General features: G+C 67.5%; 19 protein-coding genes. 6 read left to right on the top strand and 13 right to left on the bottom strand.

What is annotated here, in order from left to right; all coding sequences use genetic code 11:
- Both JHD82_RS25545 and JHD82_RS25540 read left to right on the top strand, forming a co-directional pair.
- On the top strand, positions 1 to 928 hold a 928-nt coding region (locus JHD82_RS25545; RefSeq protein ID WP_199139467.1), incomplete at its 5' end, for a hypothetical protein.
- Positions 929 to 1,163: 235 nt separating this feature from the next.
- Positions 1,164 to 1,814, top strand: coding sequence for a Crp/Fnr family transcriptional regulator (locus JHD82_RS25540; RefSeq protein WP_199139465.1), 651 nt, complete (start codon positions 1,164 to 1,166; stop codon positions 1,812 to 1,814).
- A 162-nt stretch (positions 1,815 to 1,976) separates the two neighbouring features.
- Here JHD82_RS25540 and JHD82_RS25535 read toward each other — a convergent pair whose 3' ends face one another.
- The 5 genes from JHD82_RS25535 to JHD82_RS25515 all read right to left on the bottom strand — a co-directional run bounded on the left by JHD82_RS25535 (position 1,977) and on the right by JHD82_RS25515 (position 7,758).
- On the bottom strand, positions 1,977 to 3,737 hold the full coding sequence (locus tag JHD82_RS25535; RefSeq protein WP_233174885.1) for a bifunctional diguanylate cyclase/phosphodiesterase: 1,761 nt from the start codon (positions 3,735 to 3,737) through the stop codon (positions 1,977 to 1,979).
- A 17-nt stretch (positions 3,738 to 3,754) separates the two neighbouring features.
- Positions 3,755 to 5,332 carry a PAS domain-containing methyl-accepting chemotaxis protein gene (locus JHD82_RS25530; RefSeq protein WP_199139461.1) on the bottom strand — a complete coding sequence of 526 codons (1,578 nt, stop codon included), beginning with the start codon at positions 5,330 to 5,332 and terminating at the stop codon, positions 3,755 to 3,757.
- Positions 5,333 to 5,493: 161 nt separating this feature from the next.
- A complete protein-coding gene (locus tag JHD82_RS25525) occupies positions 5,494 to 6,108 on the bottom strand; it encodes an SCO family protein (RefSeq protein WP_012203611.1) in 615 nt (204 codons plus the stop codon).
- A 200-nt stretch (positions 6,109 to 6,308) separates the two neighbouring features.
- Positions 6,309 to 6,998, bottom strand: a complete 690-nt coding sequence (locus JHD82_RS25520) for a hypothetical protein (RefSeq protein WP_199139459.1) — start codon at positions 6,996 to 6,998, stop codon at positions 6,309 to 6,311.
- Entirely contained in the window at positions 6,985 to 7,758 is a 774-nt protein-coding gene (locus tag JHD82_RS25515; protein ID WP_199139457.1) for an SURF1 family protein, read from the bottom strand. The genes JHD82_RS25520 and JHD82_RS25515 overlap by 14 nt, the downstream gene beginning before the upstream one ends.
- 29 nt (positions 7,759 to 7,787) lie before the next feature.
- Here JHD82_RS25515 and JHD82_RS25510 point away from each other — a divergent pair, with 29 nt between their 5' ends.
- Positions 7,788 to 8,030: a twin transmembrane helix small protein gene (locus JHD82_RS25510; RefSeq protein ID WP_012203608.1), complete on the top strand. Its 243-nt coding sequence runs from the start codon at positions 7,788 to 7,790 to the stop codon at positions 8,028 to 8,030.
- A 70-nt stretch (positions 8,031 to 8,100) separates the two neighbouring features.
- Here JHD82_RS25510 and JHD82_RS25505 read toward each other — a convergent pair whose 3' ends face one another.
- From JHD82_RS25505 to JHD82_RS25480, 7 genes are all read right to left on the bottom strand, one after another.
- Positions 8,101 to 8,982: a cytochrome c oxidase subunit 3 gene (locus tag JHD82_RS25505; RefSeq protein ID WP_012203607.1), complete on the bottom strand. Its 882-nt coding sequence runs from the start codon at positions 8,980 to 8,982 to the stop codon at positions 8,101 to 8,103.
- Positions 8,983 to 9,052: 70 nt separating this feature from the next.
- Entirely contained in the window at positions 9,053 to 9,265 is a 213-nt protein-coding gene (locus tag JHD82_RS25500; protein ID WP_199139455.1) for a DUF2970 domain-containing protein, read from the bottom strand.
- Positions 9,262 to 9,882, bottom strand: a complete 621-nt coding sequence (locus tag JHD82_RS25495; RefSeq protein ID WP_199139452.1) for a cytochrome c oxidase assembly protein — start codon at positions 9,880 to 9,882, stop codon at positions 9,262 to 9,264. Before JHD82_RS25495 ends, JHD82_RS25500 begins: the two co-directional genes overlap by 4 nt.
- A gap of 24 nt (positions 9,883 to 9,906) precedes the next feature.
- Positions 9,907 to 10,014, bottom strand: coding sequence for a cytochrome oxidase small assembly protein (locus JHD82_RS29980; protein ID WP_012203604.1), 108 nt, complete (start codon positions 10,012 to 10,014; stop codon positions 9,907 to 9,909).
- A gap of 23 nt (positions 10,015 to 10,037) precedes the next feature.
- A complete protein-coding gene (gene ctaD / locus JHD82_RS25490; protein ID WP_012203603.1) occupies positions 10,038 to 11,708 on the bottom strand; it encodes a cytochrome c oxidase subunit I in 1,671 nt (556 codons plus the stop codon).
- 35 nt (positions 11,709 to 11,743) lie between these two features.
- Complete coding sequence (coxB, locus tag JHD82_RS25485) at positions 11,744 to 12,925, bottom strand: cytochrome c oxidase subunit II (RefSeq protein WP_013803986.1); 1,182 nt, start codon at positions 12,923 to 12,925, stop codon at positions 11,744 to 11,746.
- Positions 12,926 to 13,589: 664 nt separating this feature from the next.
- Positions 13,590 to 14,492 (bottom strand): trans-aconitate 2-methyltransferase, encoded by a 903-nt coding sequence (locus JHD82_RS25480; protein ID WP_199139450.1) that lies wholly within the window; start codon positions 14,490 to 14,492, stop codon positions 13,590 to 13,592.
- 89 nt (positions 14,493 to 14,581) lie between these two features.
- Between JHD82_RS25480 and JHD82_RS25475 the strand changes: the two genes are divergently transcribed.
- The 3 genes from JHD82_RS25475 (at position 14,582) to JHD82_RS25465 (ending at position 16,355) form a co-directional block, all read left to right on the top strand.
- On the top strand, positions 14,582 to 15,316 hold the full coding sequence (locus JHD82_RS25475; RefSeq protein ID WP_013803988.1) for a ComF family protein: 735 nt from the start codon (positions 14,582 to 14,584) through the stop codon (positions 15,314 to 15,316).
- A 52-nt stretch (positions 15,317 to 15,368) separates the two neighbouring features.
- Positions 15,369 to 15,866: a tRNA (uridine(34)/cytosine(34)/5-carboxymethylaminomethyluridine(34)-2'-O)-methyltransferase TrmL gene (gene trmL, locus JHD82_RS25470; RefSeq protein ID WP_012203598.1), complete on the top strand. Its 498-nt coding sequence runs from the start codon at positions 15,369 to 15,371 to the stop codon at positions 15,864 to 15,866.
- A gap of 183 nt (positions 15,867 to 16,049) precedes the next feature.
- Positions 16,050 to 16,355, top strand: coding sequence for a DUF4148 domain-containing protein (locus tag JHD82_RS25465; RefSeq protein ID WP_013803990.1), 306 nt, complete (start codon positions 16,050 to 16,052; stop codon positions 16,353 to 16,355).
- Positions 16,356 to 16,508: 153 nt separating this feature from the next.
- On the opposite strand, the gene JHD82_RS25460 is transcribed toward JHD82_RS25465, so the two are convergent.
- A complete protein-coding gene (locus JHD82_RS25460; protein WP_199139448.1) occupies positions 16,509 to 16,973 on the bottom strand; it encodes a MaoC family dehydratase in 465 nt (154 codons plus the stop codon).
- Positions 16,974 to 17,218: the final 245 nt, after the last annotated feature.

The raw sequence follows: 17,218 nt of genomic DNA, 5'->3' as shown, positions 1-17,218 counted from the left end.
CGCGCTGTACCTGGACCAGAGCACGCCGCTGCCCGACGACGTCAAGGCCGCCTGGCTGCGTGACTGCAGCAGCGGCTCGCGCCAGTACCTGCTGCCCTTCCTGCGGCCGCTGGCACGCACCAGCATCGTGCTCATCCAGATCCTCAAGGTGCTGCTGCCGCGCAACTGGGCGCACTCCAGGCTGCTGCACCGGCTGCTGGCCTTCAGCATGAACCGCTTCGTCTCGCCCGAGGCCAACTGGCTCATCCTGCGCCATTTCCACCTGGGCTCGCAGATCCTGGCCTTTGTCGCGGCCAACGCGCCCACGCCCGTGTCCACCACACCGCTGGAGCCAGGCAGCATCGACGACATCAAGGACGACCTGTTCCTCAGGCACGACCTGAACCTGTTCAACTTCGTCATCCGCCTGAACAACGCGCTGCGCGCCGCAGGCCAGGAACTGCAGCCCGTGGCCGAGCCCGACTTCGCCATGCTGCGCAACCCGCCCCTGCGCCTTGAGGACATGCCGCGCGGGCGCCTGAACCTGCTGGACCTGCAAAGCGCCATCGAGGTCTACACGCCCGTCTACCAGCTGCTGCTGACCGACAACGACTTCTGGCGCGCCAGCAACTCGCTGCAGCTGGACGAGACCGTGGCCATCTATGCGGCCAAGATCCTCGCCTCGCCCGAGCATCTGGTCATGCTCAACAACAAGCACCCGCTGGTGCCGCTGTCCACCCTGCGCGCCGGCCACCGCCTGGTGCTGCACGGCCTGTCCACCGAAATGCTGCACTGCCTGCTGATGAAGGTCGCCAGCGGCGACATCCCGCTGCCCGCACGCGAGCTGGCACGCATGCGCGAGGCGGCCCGCGCCCACGGAAGTGACAGCAGTGGCAGCAGCGACAGCAGCGGCAGCGCCAACAACGCCGACAGCACCGCAGCCGTCTGACCCAGGTCAAGAAACAGCGGCAGATGGCCGCCATCCCGCGCGAAACGCGTTACATCGCGTTGCATTCAACGGCATAGCCCGCTAGCCTGCACGGCTTCTCCCGGGGCGCGCCGCCCGGGTCCACTGCCGGTGCCCTGGGTGGCTGTCTGCCTGCCCAGGCTGCGGCGCATCCTAGCCTGCGTGCCCCATGCCATCGTCGTCCTCCACGCCTTCAGCGGTTCGCTGCAGCGAATGCATGCGTTCGTCCCATTGCCTGCTGGGCCAATTGCCCGAGCCCGCATTCCAGCAATGGCTGCCGCACATCCGCGAACGCGGCCTGGCCAAGGGCCAGAAGCTCCAGGCGCAGGGCTGCGTCGCCCATGAATTCCAGGTGATCAAGATCGGCTTCGTCCTGGCCATCCGCCGTGGCGGCGACGGCGTGCAGCGGCCCGTGGCGCTGTTCGGCAACGGCCACGCGCTGGGCAGCCCGGGCTGGCTGCAGCAGCCCTCGGCCATGCACTTCGAGGCCCTGGGCCCGGGGCGCATCTGCTGCGTGGACATCGCCACCATCACGCGCCGCGGCCTGGTCGATGCCGCCTTCGTGCGCGCGCTGGCCACCAGCTACACCTGCAACAACGCCCTGCTGGCGGAATGGGCCCACATCGTCCGCATCCCCGGCGTGCTGCGCCAGCTGGCCGCCACCCTGATGCAACTGGCGGCTCTGCAGTCAAGCCTGCTCGTGCGCCTGCCCAGCCAGGGCGCCCTGGCCGCCCTGCTGGCCACCACGCGCGAAACCATCGCGCGCAGCCTTGTGCGCCTGGTGCAGCTCGGCGCGCTGGAGCGGCCGGATCGATGGCATTGCGTGCTGCAGCCTGCGGTGTTGATGAGGATCAGTGGGGGGGGATGAAGGAGGTGGAGTGAAGGAGGTGGGGTGCGAGGGGCGTGGCGGTTGATCGGGCGGACCGGAAGGCTTGCCGACCTGTTGCAGCATCAAGCGCCAGGTTTGGCAGAACCGCCGCCCCTGCTCACCATCGCTGCCTTCCCATCGCAACAGCCCGCAGTCTGATGCTCAAGCGCCTCTTGCCTCTTCCTCCTGCTGCGCCAGCAAGGTCGCCACGGGCTTGTGAATCAGCGCGGGAATCTGCTCTGCCGGCATGGCGCGGGCGAAGAGCCAGCCCTGGTAGGCGTCGCAGTCCAGGATGCGCAGCAGGCGCAGTTGCTCGGCGGTTTCCACGCCTTCGGCGACCACCTGCAGGCCCAGGGTGCGGGCCAGCGCGATCACGGCCTTGACGATCTTGGCGTCGGCCGGGCTGTCGAGCATGGGGCCGATGAAGGTGCGGTCTATCTTCACGCGCGAGACGGGCAGATCGCGCAGGTGGGCCAGCGAGGAGTAGCCGGTGCCGAAATCGTCCAGCACCACGCAGACGCCGGCCGCCAGCAGGCTGCCCAGCAGCTCGCGCGCCTGCAGCGGGTCGGTCATGGCAGCGGACTCGGTGACCTCCAGCTCCAGCAGGTGCGGCGGCACGCCATGCCGGGCCAGGCTGGCCATGAGGCGCTGCTGCAGGTCGGCCTGGCGCAGTTGCTGGGCCGAGAGGTTGACCGCCACGCGCAGCGGCATGCCTGCGCGCAGCCAGTCGCCGGCCTGGCGGCAGGCAGCATCGATCACCCACTCCCCCAGGGCCAGGATCAGGCCCGTGGATTCGGCCACGGGCACGAAGCGTTCGGGCGAGACCCAGCCCATCTGCTCGTCGTTCCAGCGCAGCAGGGCTTCCACGCCCTGGACCTGGCCGCCCAGCACCTGCACCTGGGGCTGGAAGTGCAGGCTCAGCAGGCCCCGGTCCAGGGCACGCTTGAGGCGTTCGTGCAGCAGCACTTTCTCGGCCATGGCCTCGCCCATGGCGCTGGCATAGCGCGCATAGGAGGAGCGGCTGCGCTGCTTGGCGTCGTACATGGCCATGTCGGCATAGCGCATGAGGGTGGCCGCATCGCCCGCGTCCTGCGGATAGAAGGCTGCGCCCACGCTGGCACCGAAGTTCAGCGCGTAGTGGCCTATGGCGCAGGGCCGGCACAGCTCGTGCAGCAGCGCGTCGATGCGCTGGCGCAGATCGGGCTCGTTGCAGGGCTGCAGCAGGGCGGTGAACTCGTCACCCCCCATGCGCGCCAGCGTGGCCGAGCCGCCCAGCGCGACCTGCAGGCGGCGCGCCACCTCCTTGAGGACCTGGTCGCCCACGTCGTGGCCATAACCGTCGTTGATGGCCTTGAAGTTGTCGAGGTCGAGCAGCAGCAGCGCAAAGGACGCGGGGCCGGCGCCCGATTCAGACTGCGCCTGCGCCTGCGAGATCGCCTGTTCCACCTGCAGCCCGAACTGCCAGCGGTTGAGCAGGCCCGTCAGCGTGTCGTGGGTGGCGTGGTAGTGCATGCAGGCTTCCATCTGGCGCAGCTGCGACAGGTCGCGCACAAAGGCCACGGCCACGCCGCTGCCGTGCGGCGAGTGGCCCAGGGCGATGTCCACCGACAGGCGCTTGCCGTCCTTGCGCAGCAGCCACAGATCGCGCCCCTGGCCCATGGGCCGGCGCGCGGGCTGGGCGAAGTAGGACTGCAGTTGCGGCCCGTGGGCCGCCTGCGCCTCGGCCGGCAGCAGCATCTGCAGCGAGTGGCCCAGCAATTCGGCGGCGCCATAGCCGCTCATGGCCTGCATGGCGGGATTGGCCAGCAGGATGCGGCCGCTGCGGTCCACAAGCAAGATACCGTCGGGCGCGGCCTCCATGGCCACGCGCTTGAGGTCTTCGTCCAGCGCCTCGCCCGGTGCGGCGGGATCGCCGGCAACCATGCTCCAGCCCGCCGCCATCATGCGGACGCCCCGCTGCCGTGAAAGACCGATGCCGCAGCCTCCAGCGCCTGCGCCTGTCCGGCCAGCAGCTGTGCGTGCCCGATGGTGTTGCGCGCCAGGGCGGCATTGTGCTGGGTCATCTGTTCGAGCTGCTGCACGGCGGCCTGCACCTGCTGCACGCCGCCGGCCTGGGCCTGGCTGGCGGCCTGCATGCCTTCGGCCAGCACCAGTTGCTCGCGCATATCGGCCTGCACGGCCAGCATGGCCTCGCCCACTTCACGCGCCATGGCGCAGCTTTGCGCCACCTGCTGCTGCGATGCCTCGATCAACGCCTTGATCTGGCGCGCGGCGCGGGCGCTGCGCTGGGACAGGCCGCGCACCTCGTCGGCCACCACGGCAAAGCCCTTGCCGTGTTCCCCAGCACGCGCGGCCTCCACGGCGGCGTTGAGCGCCAGCAGGTTGGTCTGGAAGGCGATTCCGTCGATGAGCGAGCTGATCTGCCCCACCTGGTCGCTGGTCTGGGCCACGCCGCGCATGCCCTGGTCCAGTTGCACGACCATGCGGCTGCTCTGCCCCGCCATGTCCACGCCGTGCCGCGCGCGGGCGGCGGCCTCGCCGGCCTGGGCGCTGCTGCGCTCGATGGCGCTGGCCAGGGCCTGCATGGCCTGGGCCGATTGCTCCAGGCTTGCGGCCGCGGCTTCGGTGCGGTCGCTCAGTTCGGTGCTGCCCTGCTGCACGGCCAGCGCGCAGCGGCGCACCTGGTCGCTCTTGCCCTGGATGTCGCCGACCAGGGAGACCAGGTTGAGTCCGGTCTGCCGCACGGCACTGCCGATGGCTCCGATCTCGTCCGTGCGCTGCAGGAACCGTGCATCGGTCTGCTGCCCGCTGGCCACGGCCTGGGCCTGGCCACGCAGCGCAGCCAGGGGCATGAGCAGCCGGCTGCGCAGCCACTGCCCGGACGCCACGCAGGCCAGGCTCCAGATCAGCCAGGCCGGCCAGACCTGGGCCAGCGGCACGGCCGATGCCTGCAGCGCGGAAGACCACAACCCGGCCGACCCCAGCAGCCACAGGCCGGCCACCACGGCCTGCACGCGCCAGGCCAGTGGCCGAAAGCGCCACCACCGCTGCAGCGCGCCCACGGCGCCGCGCCCCACGGGAAAGCCCCGGTGCAGGCCAAGCGAGCGCACGCCGGCATTGATCTGCTCATAGAGCGCCGCATGCTGCTGCACCTCGCGCGGCTCGGGCCGGGTGCGCACGGACAGGTAGCCGACCACGGCGCCCGCATGGCGTATGGGACTGGCATTGGCGCGCACCCAGTAGTGGTCGCCGTTCTTGCGCCGGTTCTTGACCAGGGCGCTCCAGGGCAGCCCGCGCTGGATGGTGGACCACATGTCGGCAAAGGCGGCGGCCGGCATGTCGGGATGGCGCACGATGCTATGGGCCTTGCCGTAGAGCTCGGCGGCCTCGAAGCCGCTGACGCGGATGAAGGCATCGTTGGCATAGACGATGCGCCCCTTCAGGTCGGTGACGGAAAGAAGCGTCTCTCCTTCGCTCAGAGGGTACTCACGCTGGGTGACGTACACGTTTCGCCGCATGGATCAGGTCTCTCGGAGATGGGCGGGGCGTCGGCATGACACCCCCAGGCGGGGCCCACTCTAAGCAGTCCTGAGGCGATGCACATCAGGGATGGTGTGCTGCAGCGCACCTAAACGCAGTCAATGTGACGGGGGTCACATTGGCTGCGGCACGCGCAGGATCAGGAGCGTTTTTCCTGCAGCAGGGCCTTGACGTCGGCGCCCAGCACCTGCGGGCCGCCGCCGTATCGCTCATACACGCGCAGGCGGCCGGCCGTGTCATAGACATAGCTGCCGGCCGAATGGTCCAGCGTGTAGGCGCCTTCGGTCTTGCCGGGCACTTTCTTGTAGAAGAGCTTGAAGTCCTTGGCCACGGCCGCCGTCTCGTCCGGCGTGCCGTGCAGGCCGACGAAGCCGGGGTCGAAGTTGCCCAGGTAGGCCTTGAGCACCTCGGGAGTGTCGCGCTCGGGGTCCAGGGTGACGAAGACGCCCTGCAGCCTGTCGCCATCGGCGCCCAGTTGCTGCTTGACCTCGACCAGCTCCTGCAGGGTGGTGGGGCAGACATCGGGGCATTGCGTGTAGCCGAAGAAGACCACGACGACCTTGCCCGCAAAGTCCTTGATGCTGCGCTGCTTGCCGTCCACATCGCGCAGGGGAATGTCCTTGGCGTACTCGGCGCCCGTGACATCGACGCCCTGGAAACTGGTCTTTGCCTCGCGCGAGCATCCGCTCAGCGCCAGGGCGCCCCATGCCATGGCGGTCAAGCCCAGAACGCGCAGCGCTGTCCGTTTGTTCATGCTTCCTCAACAAGGTAGTTGCCGCAGGCTGCGTGGCCGCAAAGGCTGCGCGCCGGCCCGGGCTGGAAAGGGAAAAGGCAAAAGCGTCCGCTGAAGGCGCTTTCGCACAGCCGCAAACCATAACCCATAACCGCAAGACCCCGGCGCTGCGGGGCCTGCCTGCCAGCCTACCGGGGCGTACCAAAGCCTACTGGCCAGCCTTACTCGCCGTCGCCCGGACGCCCTGCCGTGTCCCAGGAGGCCGATGCACGCAGCAGCCGATCCAGGTCGCGCTTGGCCTTGCCGGCATCGGCCATGCCCAGGCCTGCGGGCATGCGCATCATCCAGTGGCCCTGCGGGTCCACCACGTACAGGTGGTCCTGCAGCGCATGGCCGGGCGCCGGCTGCAGCCAGCCGCGCAGCACGGCCTCGGGCACGCGCAGCACCGTGGCCTGGGCCAGCGCGGGGCGCAGGTGCGCGGGCACGGGTGCGTCGTCGGAGATGAGCCAGACCCGGTCCAGCCGGTCCTTTTCGCGGCCCAGGGTTTCGCGCAGCTGGCGCTGCAGATAGAGATGGCTCTCGCAGGCGCTGCCGCAGGCCCCGCCCGCCACACTGAGCAGCAGCCACTGGCCCTTGAGCGACTGCAGCGGCAGCGGCGCGCCGTCCAGCGTGGTGGCCGTGGCCGAAGGCAGGGCCGGCTGGGCGGCGATCAGCTCGCCAAAGCTGCGCTGCTGGCCAGGCCGCAGCACGTAGTAGGTGAAATAGGAGGCCGCCACGGGCGCGGCGCAGACCGCGAACACGGCCAGCATCTTCCAGCGGCCGCTGCGCGTGCGCTGCGCGCCGGCAAGGGCCGGCTGCAAGGGTGGCAGGCCATGGACGGTCATCTCCAGGGGAGTCTCAGGAGCGGGCATGGCGCGGGCGGACAAAGCGTCGGACGATTTGGAACCAGACATACAAAAGCGTGATCAGGGCCGCAAGTCCAAACCATTGGAACGCATAGCCATGGTGTTTCTCGACACCGGCCGTCACAACGGGCCAGTCGCGCCGCAGGCCTTCGCTGGCTTCGCCGGTCTGCAGCAGGCTCCATTCGCGCAGCGGCAGCCCGGAGGCCATGGCCCATTCGGCAATGTCCACATTCTGTCGGATGCGCGACTTTTGCCCATCAGGGTCTGCCCCTGCACGGCCGAATTCGTAGAGCCGGGACGGCGCGGCCTCCATGCGCCCCTCAACGGTCACCAGGCCTTCGGGCGTCTGCACCTCGGGCAAGGCCGTGCGGTCCAGGAAGTTGCGCGGCACCCAGCCGCGCTGCACGGCAATCACCACATCCTCATGCGGCGCGGCCAGCCGCAGCGGCGTGAGCACAAAGAAGCCCGGCTGGCCCTGCATCTGGCGGTTGTCCAGGTACAGCGATTGCCCGGCAATCCAGTGGCCCTGCAGTCGCACGGGCCGGTGCAGCCAGGGCGCCGCCTCGGTGTTCAGTGCAGCACCGGGCTGCATGGGCGCCAGCTGCGCGTTGTCCAACGGCGGCAGGCCCTGCTGGCGCTGCACGGCATCGAACAATTGCTGCTTGTAGGCCGCGCGCTGCAGTTGCCAGCGGCCCAGGGACAGTGTGATGGCCACGCCGATCAGCGCGGCCAAGGTGATCAGTACAAACCGCCAGCGGTCTGGCATTCTGGAAACACGCACCGGATAATCCACCCATGAAATTCGTGATCGTTCTCGCCCTGCTGGCCATTGTCGCCAGTCTGGGCAGCGCCTTGTTCTTCATGATGCGCCGCAATCCCGAAGACCAGGAGGGTGCGGGCGACGACCGGCGCCGCAGCCGCGCCATGTTCCGCGCACTGGCGCTGCGCGTGGGCCTGTCCATCACGCTGTTCCTGTGCGTGCTGCTGGCCGCCAAGCTGGGCTACATCCATCCCACGGGCTGGACCGCCGGGCAATAGGCAAGCCCCCTGCCCCCGCAAACAAAAAGAAGCGCCCAGGCGCTTCTTTTTGCATGGGGCGGGCAGACCCTCACATCCAGTACACAAGGACGTAGAGGAACAGCCAGACCACGTCCACGAAGTGCCAGTACCAGGCGGCACCCTCGAAGCCGAAATGCCGCTCGGACGTGAAGTGTCCCGCATGCAGGCGCATGGTGATGAAGAACAGCATCAGCATGCCCACGAAGACGTGGAAGCCGTGGAATCCTGTGAGCAGGAAGAAGGTCGAGCCGAACACGCCCGAGGACAGCTTGAGGTTCAGCTCGGTGTACAGGTGGTAGTACTCGTAGCCCTGCACGCACAGGAAGACGAAGCCCAGGACCACCGTCATCCACATGAAGGCGATGGTGCGGGCGCGGTGGCCGGCCTGCAGCGCATGGTGGGCGATGGTCAGCGTCACGCCCGAGGTCAGCAGCAGCGCCGTGTTGATGGTGGGCAGCCAGAACGGGCCCACGGTCTGGAAGGGCTCGACGCTGTTGGCCGGCGAGGCCGTGGCGCCGGCCGCCATGCTGGGCCAGACCGCCTTGAAGTCGGGCCAGAGCAAGGCGTTGTCCAGGCTGCCCAGCGCGGGCACCGAATGCGAGCGCGCCCACCACAGGGCGGTGAAGAAGGCGCCGAAGAACATCACCTCGGAGAAGATGAACCAGCTCATGCTCCAGCGGAAGGACAGGTCGATCTTGCGCCCGTACTTGCCCGACTCGCTTTCATGCGCGGCTTCCCGGAACCAGAAAAAGAGCACGGCCAGCCACCAGACCAGGCCAAGGCCCAGGCTGTACATGCCCCATTCATGCCCATTGATCCAGTTGCCCGCGCCCAGGATTACGAAGAACAGCCCCGCCGCCGCCATGACGGGGTGGCTGGACTCGGCCGGCACGTAGTAGTAAGGCGTTTTGCCGTGGGTGGTTGCACTCATTGCTCAGCTCCTGAAATTCTTGGTTCTCGGTTTCCCGTCTATCACTCTCTGTCCCCGATGGCCGCGCCGCTCAGACCACGAGCTTGACCAGCGCGATCAATCCCAGCACCAGCACGAAGATGGCCGCCAGCCCCACTGCAATCACATGCAGCGGCGTGATGCGCTCCCCGTCCTGCTGGTACTCGCTTCCCCTGCGCACGCCGAAGAGCGACCAAGCCACGGCGCGCACCGTGCGCCACACGCTGGGCGGGCGGCGCGGCTCCCGTGGCTGCGGCACATTCATGAGGCGGGCTCCTGCTTCGGCCCCGCCGCCACCGGCGCCCCGCCCATGGGTGCGGCCGGCGTCCTGCCGCCCACCTCGAAGAAGGTATAGGACAGCGTGATCGTGGTCACATCCTTGGAGATGCGCGGATCGATCACGAAGGCCACCGGCCATTCGCGCTTTTCCCCGGGCTCCAGCGTGTATTGCGAAAAGCAAAAGCACTCCAGCTTGTTGAAATGCGCGGCCGCCTGGCGCGGCGCATAGCTCGGTATGGCCTGGGCCGCCATGCGGCGGTCCTGCACATTCTGGAACTCGTACATGACCGTGGCCAGCTCGCCCGGATGGACCTGGATGGAGCGCTGCGCCGGCTTGAAGTCCCAGGGCCCGCGCGCATTGGCGTCGAACTCCACGGTGATGGTGCGGCTCTTGTCCACCTGCGAGTTGGCGGGCAGCTTCACATCGCGCCCGGCCGTGCCGTTGCCAGGCACCTGGCGCTCGGACAGCGACAGGATGTTGATGCCCGTGAGCTCGCAGATGTGCTTGTAGATGGGAATCAGCACGTAGCCGAAGGCAAACATGCCCAGCGCCACCACGGCCAGCTTGCCCACCATCTTCGCGTTTTCACTGCGCACGCTCACGGACGTCCCTCCTGTTGCCTGCCCTCAATGGAGCACGGTGATCTTGATCACGAAGCCGGCCAGAAAGACCAGCGCCACCGATACCAGGATCAGCGCCAGCCGCAGGTTGGCTTTTCGTTGCTGTGCGTCCATGTGCATCTCCCTTGGGGCTTGCATCAACCGATGATGCGGGTGGCGGTGGCATCGAGCTTGGGCGGCGTCTCGAAGGTATGGAACGGCGCCGGCGAAGGCACTTCCCACTCCAGGCCCTCGGCGGCCTCCCAGGGCTTTTGCGGCGCCTTCTCGCCCTTGCCGCGCATGGCGGGCACGACGACGAAGAGGAAGAAATACACCTGCATCAGGCCGAAGCCCAGCGCGCCCAGCGAGGCCACCATGTTGAAGTCGGCGAACTGCATGGGGTAGTCGGCATAGCGGCGCGGCATGCCGGCCAGGCCCAGGAAGTGCATGGGGAAGAAGGTGACGTTGAAGAAGATCAGCGAGCCCCAGAAGTGGATCTGGCCGCGCGTCTCCGAATACATCACGCCGGTCCACTTGGGGGCCCAGTAGTAGTAGGCCGCGAACATGGAGAACAGCGATCCGGCCACCAGCACGTAGTGGAAGTGGGCCACCACGTAGTAGGTGTCCTGCAGCTGGATGTCGATGGGCGCCATCGACAGGATCAGGCCCGTGAAGCCGCCCATGGTGAACACGAAGATGAAGCCCACCGAGAACAGCATGGGCGTCTCGAAGGTCATGGAGCCGCGCCACATGGTGGCCACCCAGTTGAAGATCTTCACGGCCGTGGGCACCGAGATCAGCATGGTGGCGTACATGAAGAACAGCTGGCCGGTCACGGGCATGCCGGTCGTGAACATGTGGTGCGCCCACACGATGAAGGACAGGATGGCGATGGACGAGGTCGCATACACCATGGACGCATAGCCGAACAGCTTCTTGCGGCTGAAGGCCGGCACGATCTGGCTGATGATGCCGAAGGCCGGCAAGATCATGATGTAGACCTCGGGGTGGCCGAAGAACCAGAAGATGTGCTGGTACATCACCGGGTCGCCGCCGCCTGCGGGGTTGAAGAAGCTGGTGCCGAAATGGCGGTCCGTCAGCGTCATGGTGATGGCGCCGGCCAGCACGGGCATGACGGCGATCAGCAGGTAGGCGGTGATCAGCCAGGTCCAGGCGAACATGGGCATCTTCATCAGCGTCATGCCGGGCGCGCGCATGTTGAGCACGGTGACGATGATGTTGATGGCGCCCATGATGGAGCTGGCGCCCATGATGTGCATGGCCAGGATGGAGGTGTCCATGGACGGGCCCATCTGCAGCGTCAGCGGCGCATACAGCGTCCATCCTGCGGCCGGGGCGCCGCCGGGCATGAAGAACGAGCCCACCAGCATCAGGCCGGCCGGGATCAGCAGCCAGAAGCTGAAGTTGTTCATGCGCGCGAACGCCATGTCGGAGGCGCCGATCTGCAGCGGCAGCATCCAGTTCGCAAAGCCCACGAAGGCCGGCATGATGGCGCCGAACACCATGATCAGGCCGTGCATGGTGGTCAGCTGGTTGAACAGCTCGGGGTTGACGATCTGCAGCCCGGGCTGGAACAGCTCGGCGCGGATCAGCAGCGCCAGCACCCCGCCCACCATCAGCATGGTGAACGAGAACAGCAGGTACAGCGTGCCGATGTCCTTGTGGTTTGTGGCGAACATCCAGCGCCGCCAGCCCGTGGGCGTGGCGTGGTGGTGATGGTCGTCATGCCCGTGTCCATGCTCGTGCTCATGCGCATGTTCGTGGCCCTCGCCCGCAGGGCTGTGGATGGGGGGAAGTACGGCGCTCATGCTGTTATCTCCAATCGCTCATCTGTCTTGCGGGCTCACTGGCCGGGGAACTTGCCGGTGCGGGCGGCCACGAACTCGGCCGGCTGCACCAGCTGGCCGGTCTTGTTGGACCAGTGGTTCTTGGCAAAGGTGACCACGGCGGCCAGCTCGGTATCGCTCAGCTGTTTCCAGGCGGGCATGGCGCCGTTGGCACGGCCTTCCAGCACCACATGCATCATCTCGGCCGTGGGACCCAGGACGATGGGACTGCCGTCCAGCGGCTTGATGGGACCGGCGCCCTTGCCGTTGGCCTGGTGGCAGGCCGCGCAGTTGGCCGCATAGACCTTCTCGCCGCGTGCCATCAGGTCGGGCAGGCTCCAGACCTTGCTGGGGTCGTCCTTCTTGGCGGCGGCGATCTTCTTTTGCTCGTCCACCCAGGCCTTGTAGCCGTCGCTCGACAGCACCTTCACGTGGATGGGCATGTAGGCATGCTCCTTGCCGCACAGCTCGGCGCACTGGCCGTAGTAGTCGCCGGTCTTCTCGGCACGGAACCAGGTGTCGCGCACAAAGCCCGGGATCGCATCCTGCTTGATGCCGAAGGACGGCACCATGAAGGAGTGGATCACGTCATTGGCCGTGGTGATGATGCGCACCTTGCGGTCCACGGGCACGACCAGCGGGTTGTCCACCTTGAGCAGGTAGTCGTTGGGTGCCTTGGAGACATCGCCGCTGTCGGACAGCGCGCGGTGGCTGCTGTCCAGCGTGGAGATGAAGCTCAGGCCCTCGCCTTCTCCGTTGATGTAGTCGTAGCCCCATTTCCACTGGTAGCCCGTGGCCTTGATGGTGACATCGGCGTTGGTGGTGTCCTTCTGCGCCACCAGCACCTTGGTGGCCGGCAGCGCCATGAGCACGACGATGATGAACGGCACGATGGTCCAGACCACCTCGACCGTGGCCGATTCGTGGAAGTTCGCCGCCTTGGCACCGCGCGATTTGCGGTGCTTCCAGATCGAATAGAACATCACGGCGAACACGCCGATGAAGATCACCGTGCAGATGATCAGCATCATCCAGTGCAGGTAATGCTGCTCATGCGCGATGCGCGTGACCGCCGGATGAAGGTTGAGCTGATTGACGGCCGGGCCGCCTGGCAGATCTGTCGTCGCATGCGCAAGGGAGCCTCCCCCTGCCACACTCATCAAGCCCCAGAGAACCAGCTTGGTGGAAATGCTTTTCATAGTTTTCACTTACATCTAAGCCTCGGGTTATCCACTCGCTCCGCTGCGCCGGCGTGGGGGCCGCGCAGCCAGACCGTTCAACGCCTGCCCAAAGGGCAACTCCCGGCCTCAACTGTCCGAGCATGCATGAAAGCGCCGCAGATGTGCCTGCGCGCAATCACCAATAGCGTGCCAGCCGGCATCAACGGCAGCTCGGACGTGGGACCAGGATTCGGGCGTACAGCCATCCCCGCCTGCGCCTGCAGGCGCATGAATTCGGAGGACAGCAGCAAGGTGGACGGAAGAATGCGCGCACGCCGGCCATTCAGGGCATGTGTGCCATGGGGGCCGGGAGCGGATTGGAAAAGGGGGCGCATGCGGCCCGGCATGCGGCACAGAAGGGGGGACAGCAGGGACAGAAAGACCAGTGCCCGCTCCCAGAGGAACAGGCACTGCTGCAGCCGGTGATGATCAAACTCGTGGGCGGGCCGCTCCTGGATGGGTCGGCCCGTTCTCGTTCCCGTGGCAAAACGAAACACCAAATCGTCTCCCCTTTCGGCCTGCGGACCGCTGGTCTTTTCCCGGCCCGGGAAAGCGAGCCCAGGGAAAAGCTGTTGTCTCTGTCAGCTCGGGAAAAGTGTAGACGTTTTTGTTTTCGATCAATGACCGGAAAGCGACATTGGGGCTATCGCAAACCCGTGTTGCGCGGCTGGCGCAGCATGCTGCGCATGTCCTCCAGCGATACGGCGCTGCTGGACTCCAGGCGCACGCGCGGCTGCGGCTTGTAGGCGTGGCCGTAGACGATCTCGAAGGTCAGCGCCAGCTGCCCGTCGGGGCCGGCCAGGCGCTCGCGCAGGGCATCGTGCAGGCGCTGCTGCCAGCGGCGGCCGCGCAGCGCGGCAAAGCGCTGTGGATGGAAGTTGCGGCCCAGCTCGCGCAGCTCCTGCAGCAGCCGCTCGGGCGTGGCAAAGGTCAGCGTGATGTGCTCCATGTCCATCACCGGCTCGCTGAAGCCTGCGTGCACCAGCATGTCGCCCCAGTCATGCATGTCGGTGAAGGCCTGGCCGGCGGGCGGCCAGCCCAGCTGGGCATAGATGGCGTGCAGCTCGCGCAGCGTATCGGGGCCCAGGCAGGAGAACATCACATAGCCGTCCACGGACAGCGCCTGGTGCCAGCGCGTGATCAGCGCCTGCGGGTCGGCCTGCTGGTGCAGGGCCATGTTGGCCCACAGCATGTCCACGCCGGCAGGCTCGGGCTCGCCGAAGCGCGTGGCGCCCCCGGTCCAGCGCGCGGGCTGCCACCAGCGCGCGCCCAGCTGCTCGCGGGCGGCGGCCTCATGCAGCGGCGAGGCTTCATAGACCAGGCATTCGGACTGCGCATAGCGCTGGCGCAGCAGCGCATGGGCCTGCAGGCCGCCGCGCACGGGCTGCCAGTGGCACCAGCGCTGGGGCGGCTTGACGATCCAGTCCAGCCGCTCCTGCATGCGGTGCGCCACCTCCTCATGCAGCCACGGCGAGGCCGCAGGCGCGGCCTGCTGCCAGCGCAATGCGGCGGCCGGATCGATGGTGGGGGGCAATTCGTGGGACATGGCTGGGCGGGGAATCCGGGCTCCTCGAAAGACAGGCGCCCGGCCCCGGAGCAAAGGGGTGGCGGACGCGGCGCGAGTATATTGACTCCATGCCCAACCTGCCTGCGTCATGGCTTTCGCACTGGCATGCCGGCCTGCCCAGCCAGTGCGCCGTCTGCCGCCGCTGGCCGGCGCAGCGCCTGTGCCAGGACTGCCGCTTGCGCTGGGCCAGGCCGCTGCCGCGCTGCGGGCTTTGTGCCATGCCGCTGCCAGCGGGGCACGGCGCCAGCGGCGGCCAGCAGGTCTGCGGCGCCTGCCTGGTCAAGCCTCCGCCACTGACGCACTGCCTTGCCGCGCTGGACTACGCCTATCCCTGGCACACGGTGATCGGCGACTTCAAATTCCGGGGAGACACCGGCCTGGCACGCAGCCTGGCCGCCCTGCTGCTGGAGCAGCACGGGGCCCGCGAGCAGCTGGAGCAATGCGATCTGCTGCTGCCCATGCCCCTGTCCGCCCAGCGCCTGCGCGAACGCGGCTTTCACCAGGCCCTGGTGCTGGCCCGTGCGCTGTCCGGCCCATCCACCCGCGGCAAGCTGCGGCACCAGGCCGTGCAGCGCGCTCACACGGCACAGGCCCAGCACGACCTGCCGCGCGCCCTGCGCCTGCGCCAGCTGCGCGGGGTCTTCGCGGTGCCGCCGGCGCAACTGCCCCATGTGCGCGGCCGCAAGGTCCTGCTGATCGACGATGTGATGACCACGGGTGCCAGCCTGCATGCGCTGGCCACCTGCCTGCGCCGCGCAGGCGCGGCCGAGGTCAGCGCCCTGGTGCTGGCGCGCACGCCCTGATCGTGGGGGTTCGGAGCCCGGGGGCATAGGCCGCCGCGAGACAATACGGGCCATGTTCCATATCGTTCTCGTCGCGCCGGAGATCCCGCCCAATACCGGCAATGTGATCCGTCTGGCCGCCAACACCGGCTGCAGCCTGCACCTGATCGAGCCGCTGGGCTTTTCCATGGAAGACCGCCTGATGCGCCGCGCCGGCCTCGACTACCACGAGTACGCGCCCGTGCGCCGCCATGCCGACTGGCAGGCCTTCCTGCAGGACTGCCAGCCGGACCGCCAGCGCATGTTCGCCATGACCACGCACAGCAGCAGCCCCGCCCACGCCATCGGTTTCCAGCCCGGCGACTGGCTGGTGTTCGGCTCCGAAAGCAAGGGCCTGCCCGCCGAGGTGCGCGAGCAGTTCCCGCCGCAGCAGCGCCTGCGCCTGCCCATGCTGCCGCAGCAGCGCAGCCTGAACCTGTCCAATGCCGTGGCCGTGACCGTGTTCGAAGCCTGGCGCCAGCATCAATTCGCGGGCGCTGCCCTGGCCGAGGGAGCAGCCGGCGCGGCCTGAGCGATCGGCCGGACCGGGCGAAAAGTTCCCGGCCGATTGTTTCAACAGCTGAAAAAGCGCATTGCCAATCCAAGGGTTTTTCCGGATTCCAAGCCGTCCTACATTTGAGTCATGGGCTCTACGTTACCAAGCGATTTCCGCAAAGAACGCCCTGTCCCAGAAACAAAACAAAGGACTTGAATCATGAAGAACACCCGCCGTTTTGCCGTCCTGGCCGCCCTCTCCATCTCCGCCATCGCCGCCCAGGCTGCCGGCTTCGACTACGCCGACAACAGCAGCTACCCGCCCGAAGTGAAGACCCAGAGCACGCTGACACGTGCCCAGGTCATGGCCGACCTCAAGGCCGCCCAGGCCAATGGCACCATGCCCTCCGTCGCCGAAGGCTACCTGCCCATCCAGAACACTGCCACCGCCACCGTGAGCCGCGATGAAGTGCGCCGCGAAGCCGCCGCCGCCGAGCGTTCGGGCCAGCTGAACTTCGGCGCCTGAGCCTCAGCCCCCCGCAACCGCTGCCACCACGCAGCCAGCCCGCAGGTGCCCCCTGCGGGCTTTTTTCATCGCCGGGCCGCCCCAAGATGAAAAGCGCCCCCTGGGGGGGCAGCGGACCTTGCGTAGCAAGGGTAGCGTGGGGTCAGTTTTCATTCAGGCCTTGGCGCCGTAATTGCGGGCCACGGACTCGGCCACGCAGGCGGGCTTGTCGGAGCCTTCGCGCTCCACGGTCACCAGCCAGGTCATCTGCAGGCCACCGGGCTCGATGGGCTCGGCGGCCTGCAGCGTCAGGCGCGCACGCAGGCGGCTGCCCACGGGCACGGGAGAGGTGAAGCGCACGCGGTTGAGGCCGTAGTTCACGCCCATTTGCGCGCCTTCGATGTGAAAGCAGTTCTGGAAAAACTGGGGGATCAGCGACAGCGTCAGAAAGCCGTGCGCAATCGGCGCGCCGAAGGGGCCTTTGGACGCGCGCTCGGGGTCCACATGGATCCATTGCTGGTCGCCCGTGGCATCGGCGAACAGCTGTACCTGCTGCTGGGTGATGGTGATCCAGTCGCTGACGGCGACTTCCTGCCCCACGCAGGCACGCACTTCGGAATAGGAATGGAAGGTTTTCATGCCCCAAATGGTAGGGGCCGGTGCCGCGCGCTCCATGTCGGGCGCGCGACAGCTAGGGTCTGTTGACGTTAATTTGTGGATCGCGTTGCGCGGTTGCGGGGTTGTATGCAAGGCGCTCATGCGCAGCAAGGCCCATGCCTTGCGAGTGTGAGCAACGCGGCAGACGGCCTGTCTCTTATACACATCTAAAAAAGGGGGGGGGGGGGGGGGGGGGGGGGGGGGGGGGGGGGGGGGGGGGGGGGGGG

The sequence above is a fragment of the Delftia sp. ASV31 genome (assembly GCF_016428765.1).
Lineage (GTDB): Bacteria > Pseudomonadota > Gammaproteobacteria > Burkholderiales > Burkholderiaceae_C > Comamonas > Comamonas acidovorans.
Note: the sequence above shows the minus strand (reverse complement) of the source record. Positions and strands in the feature narration are given on the sequence as shown.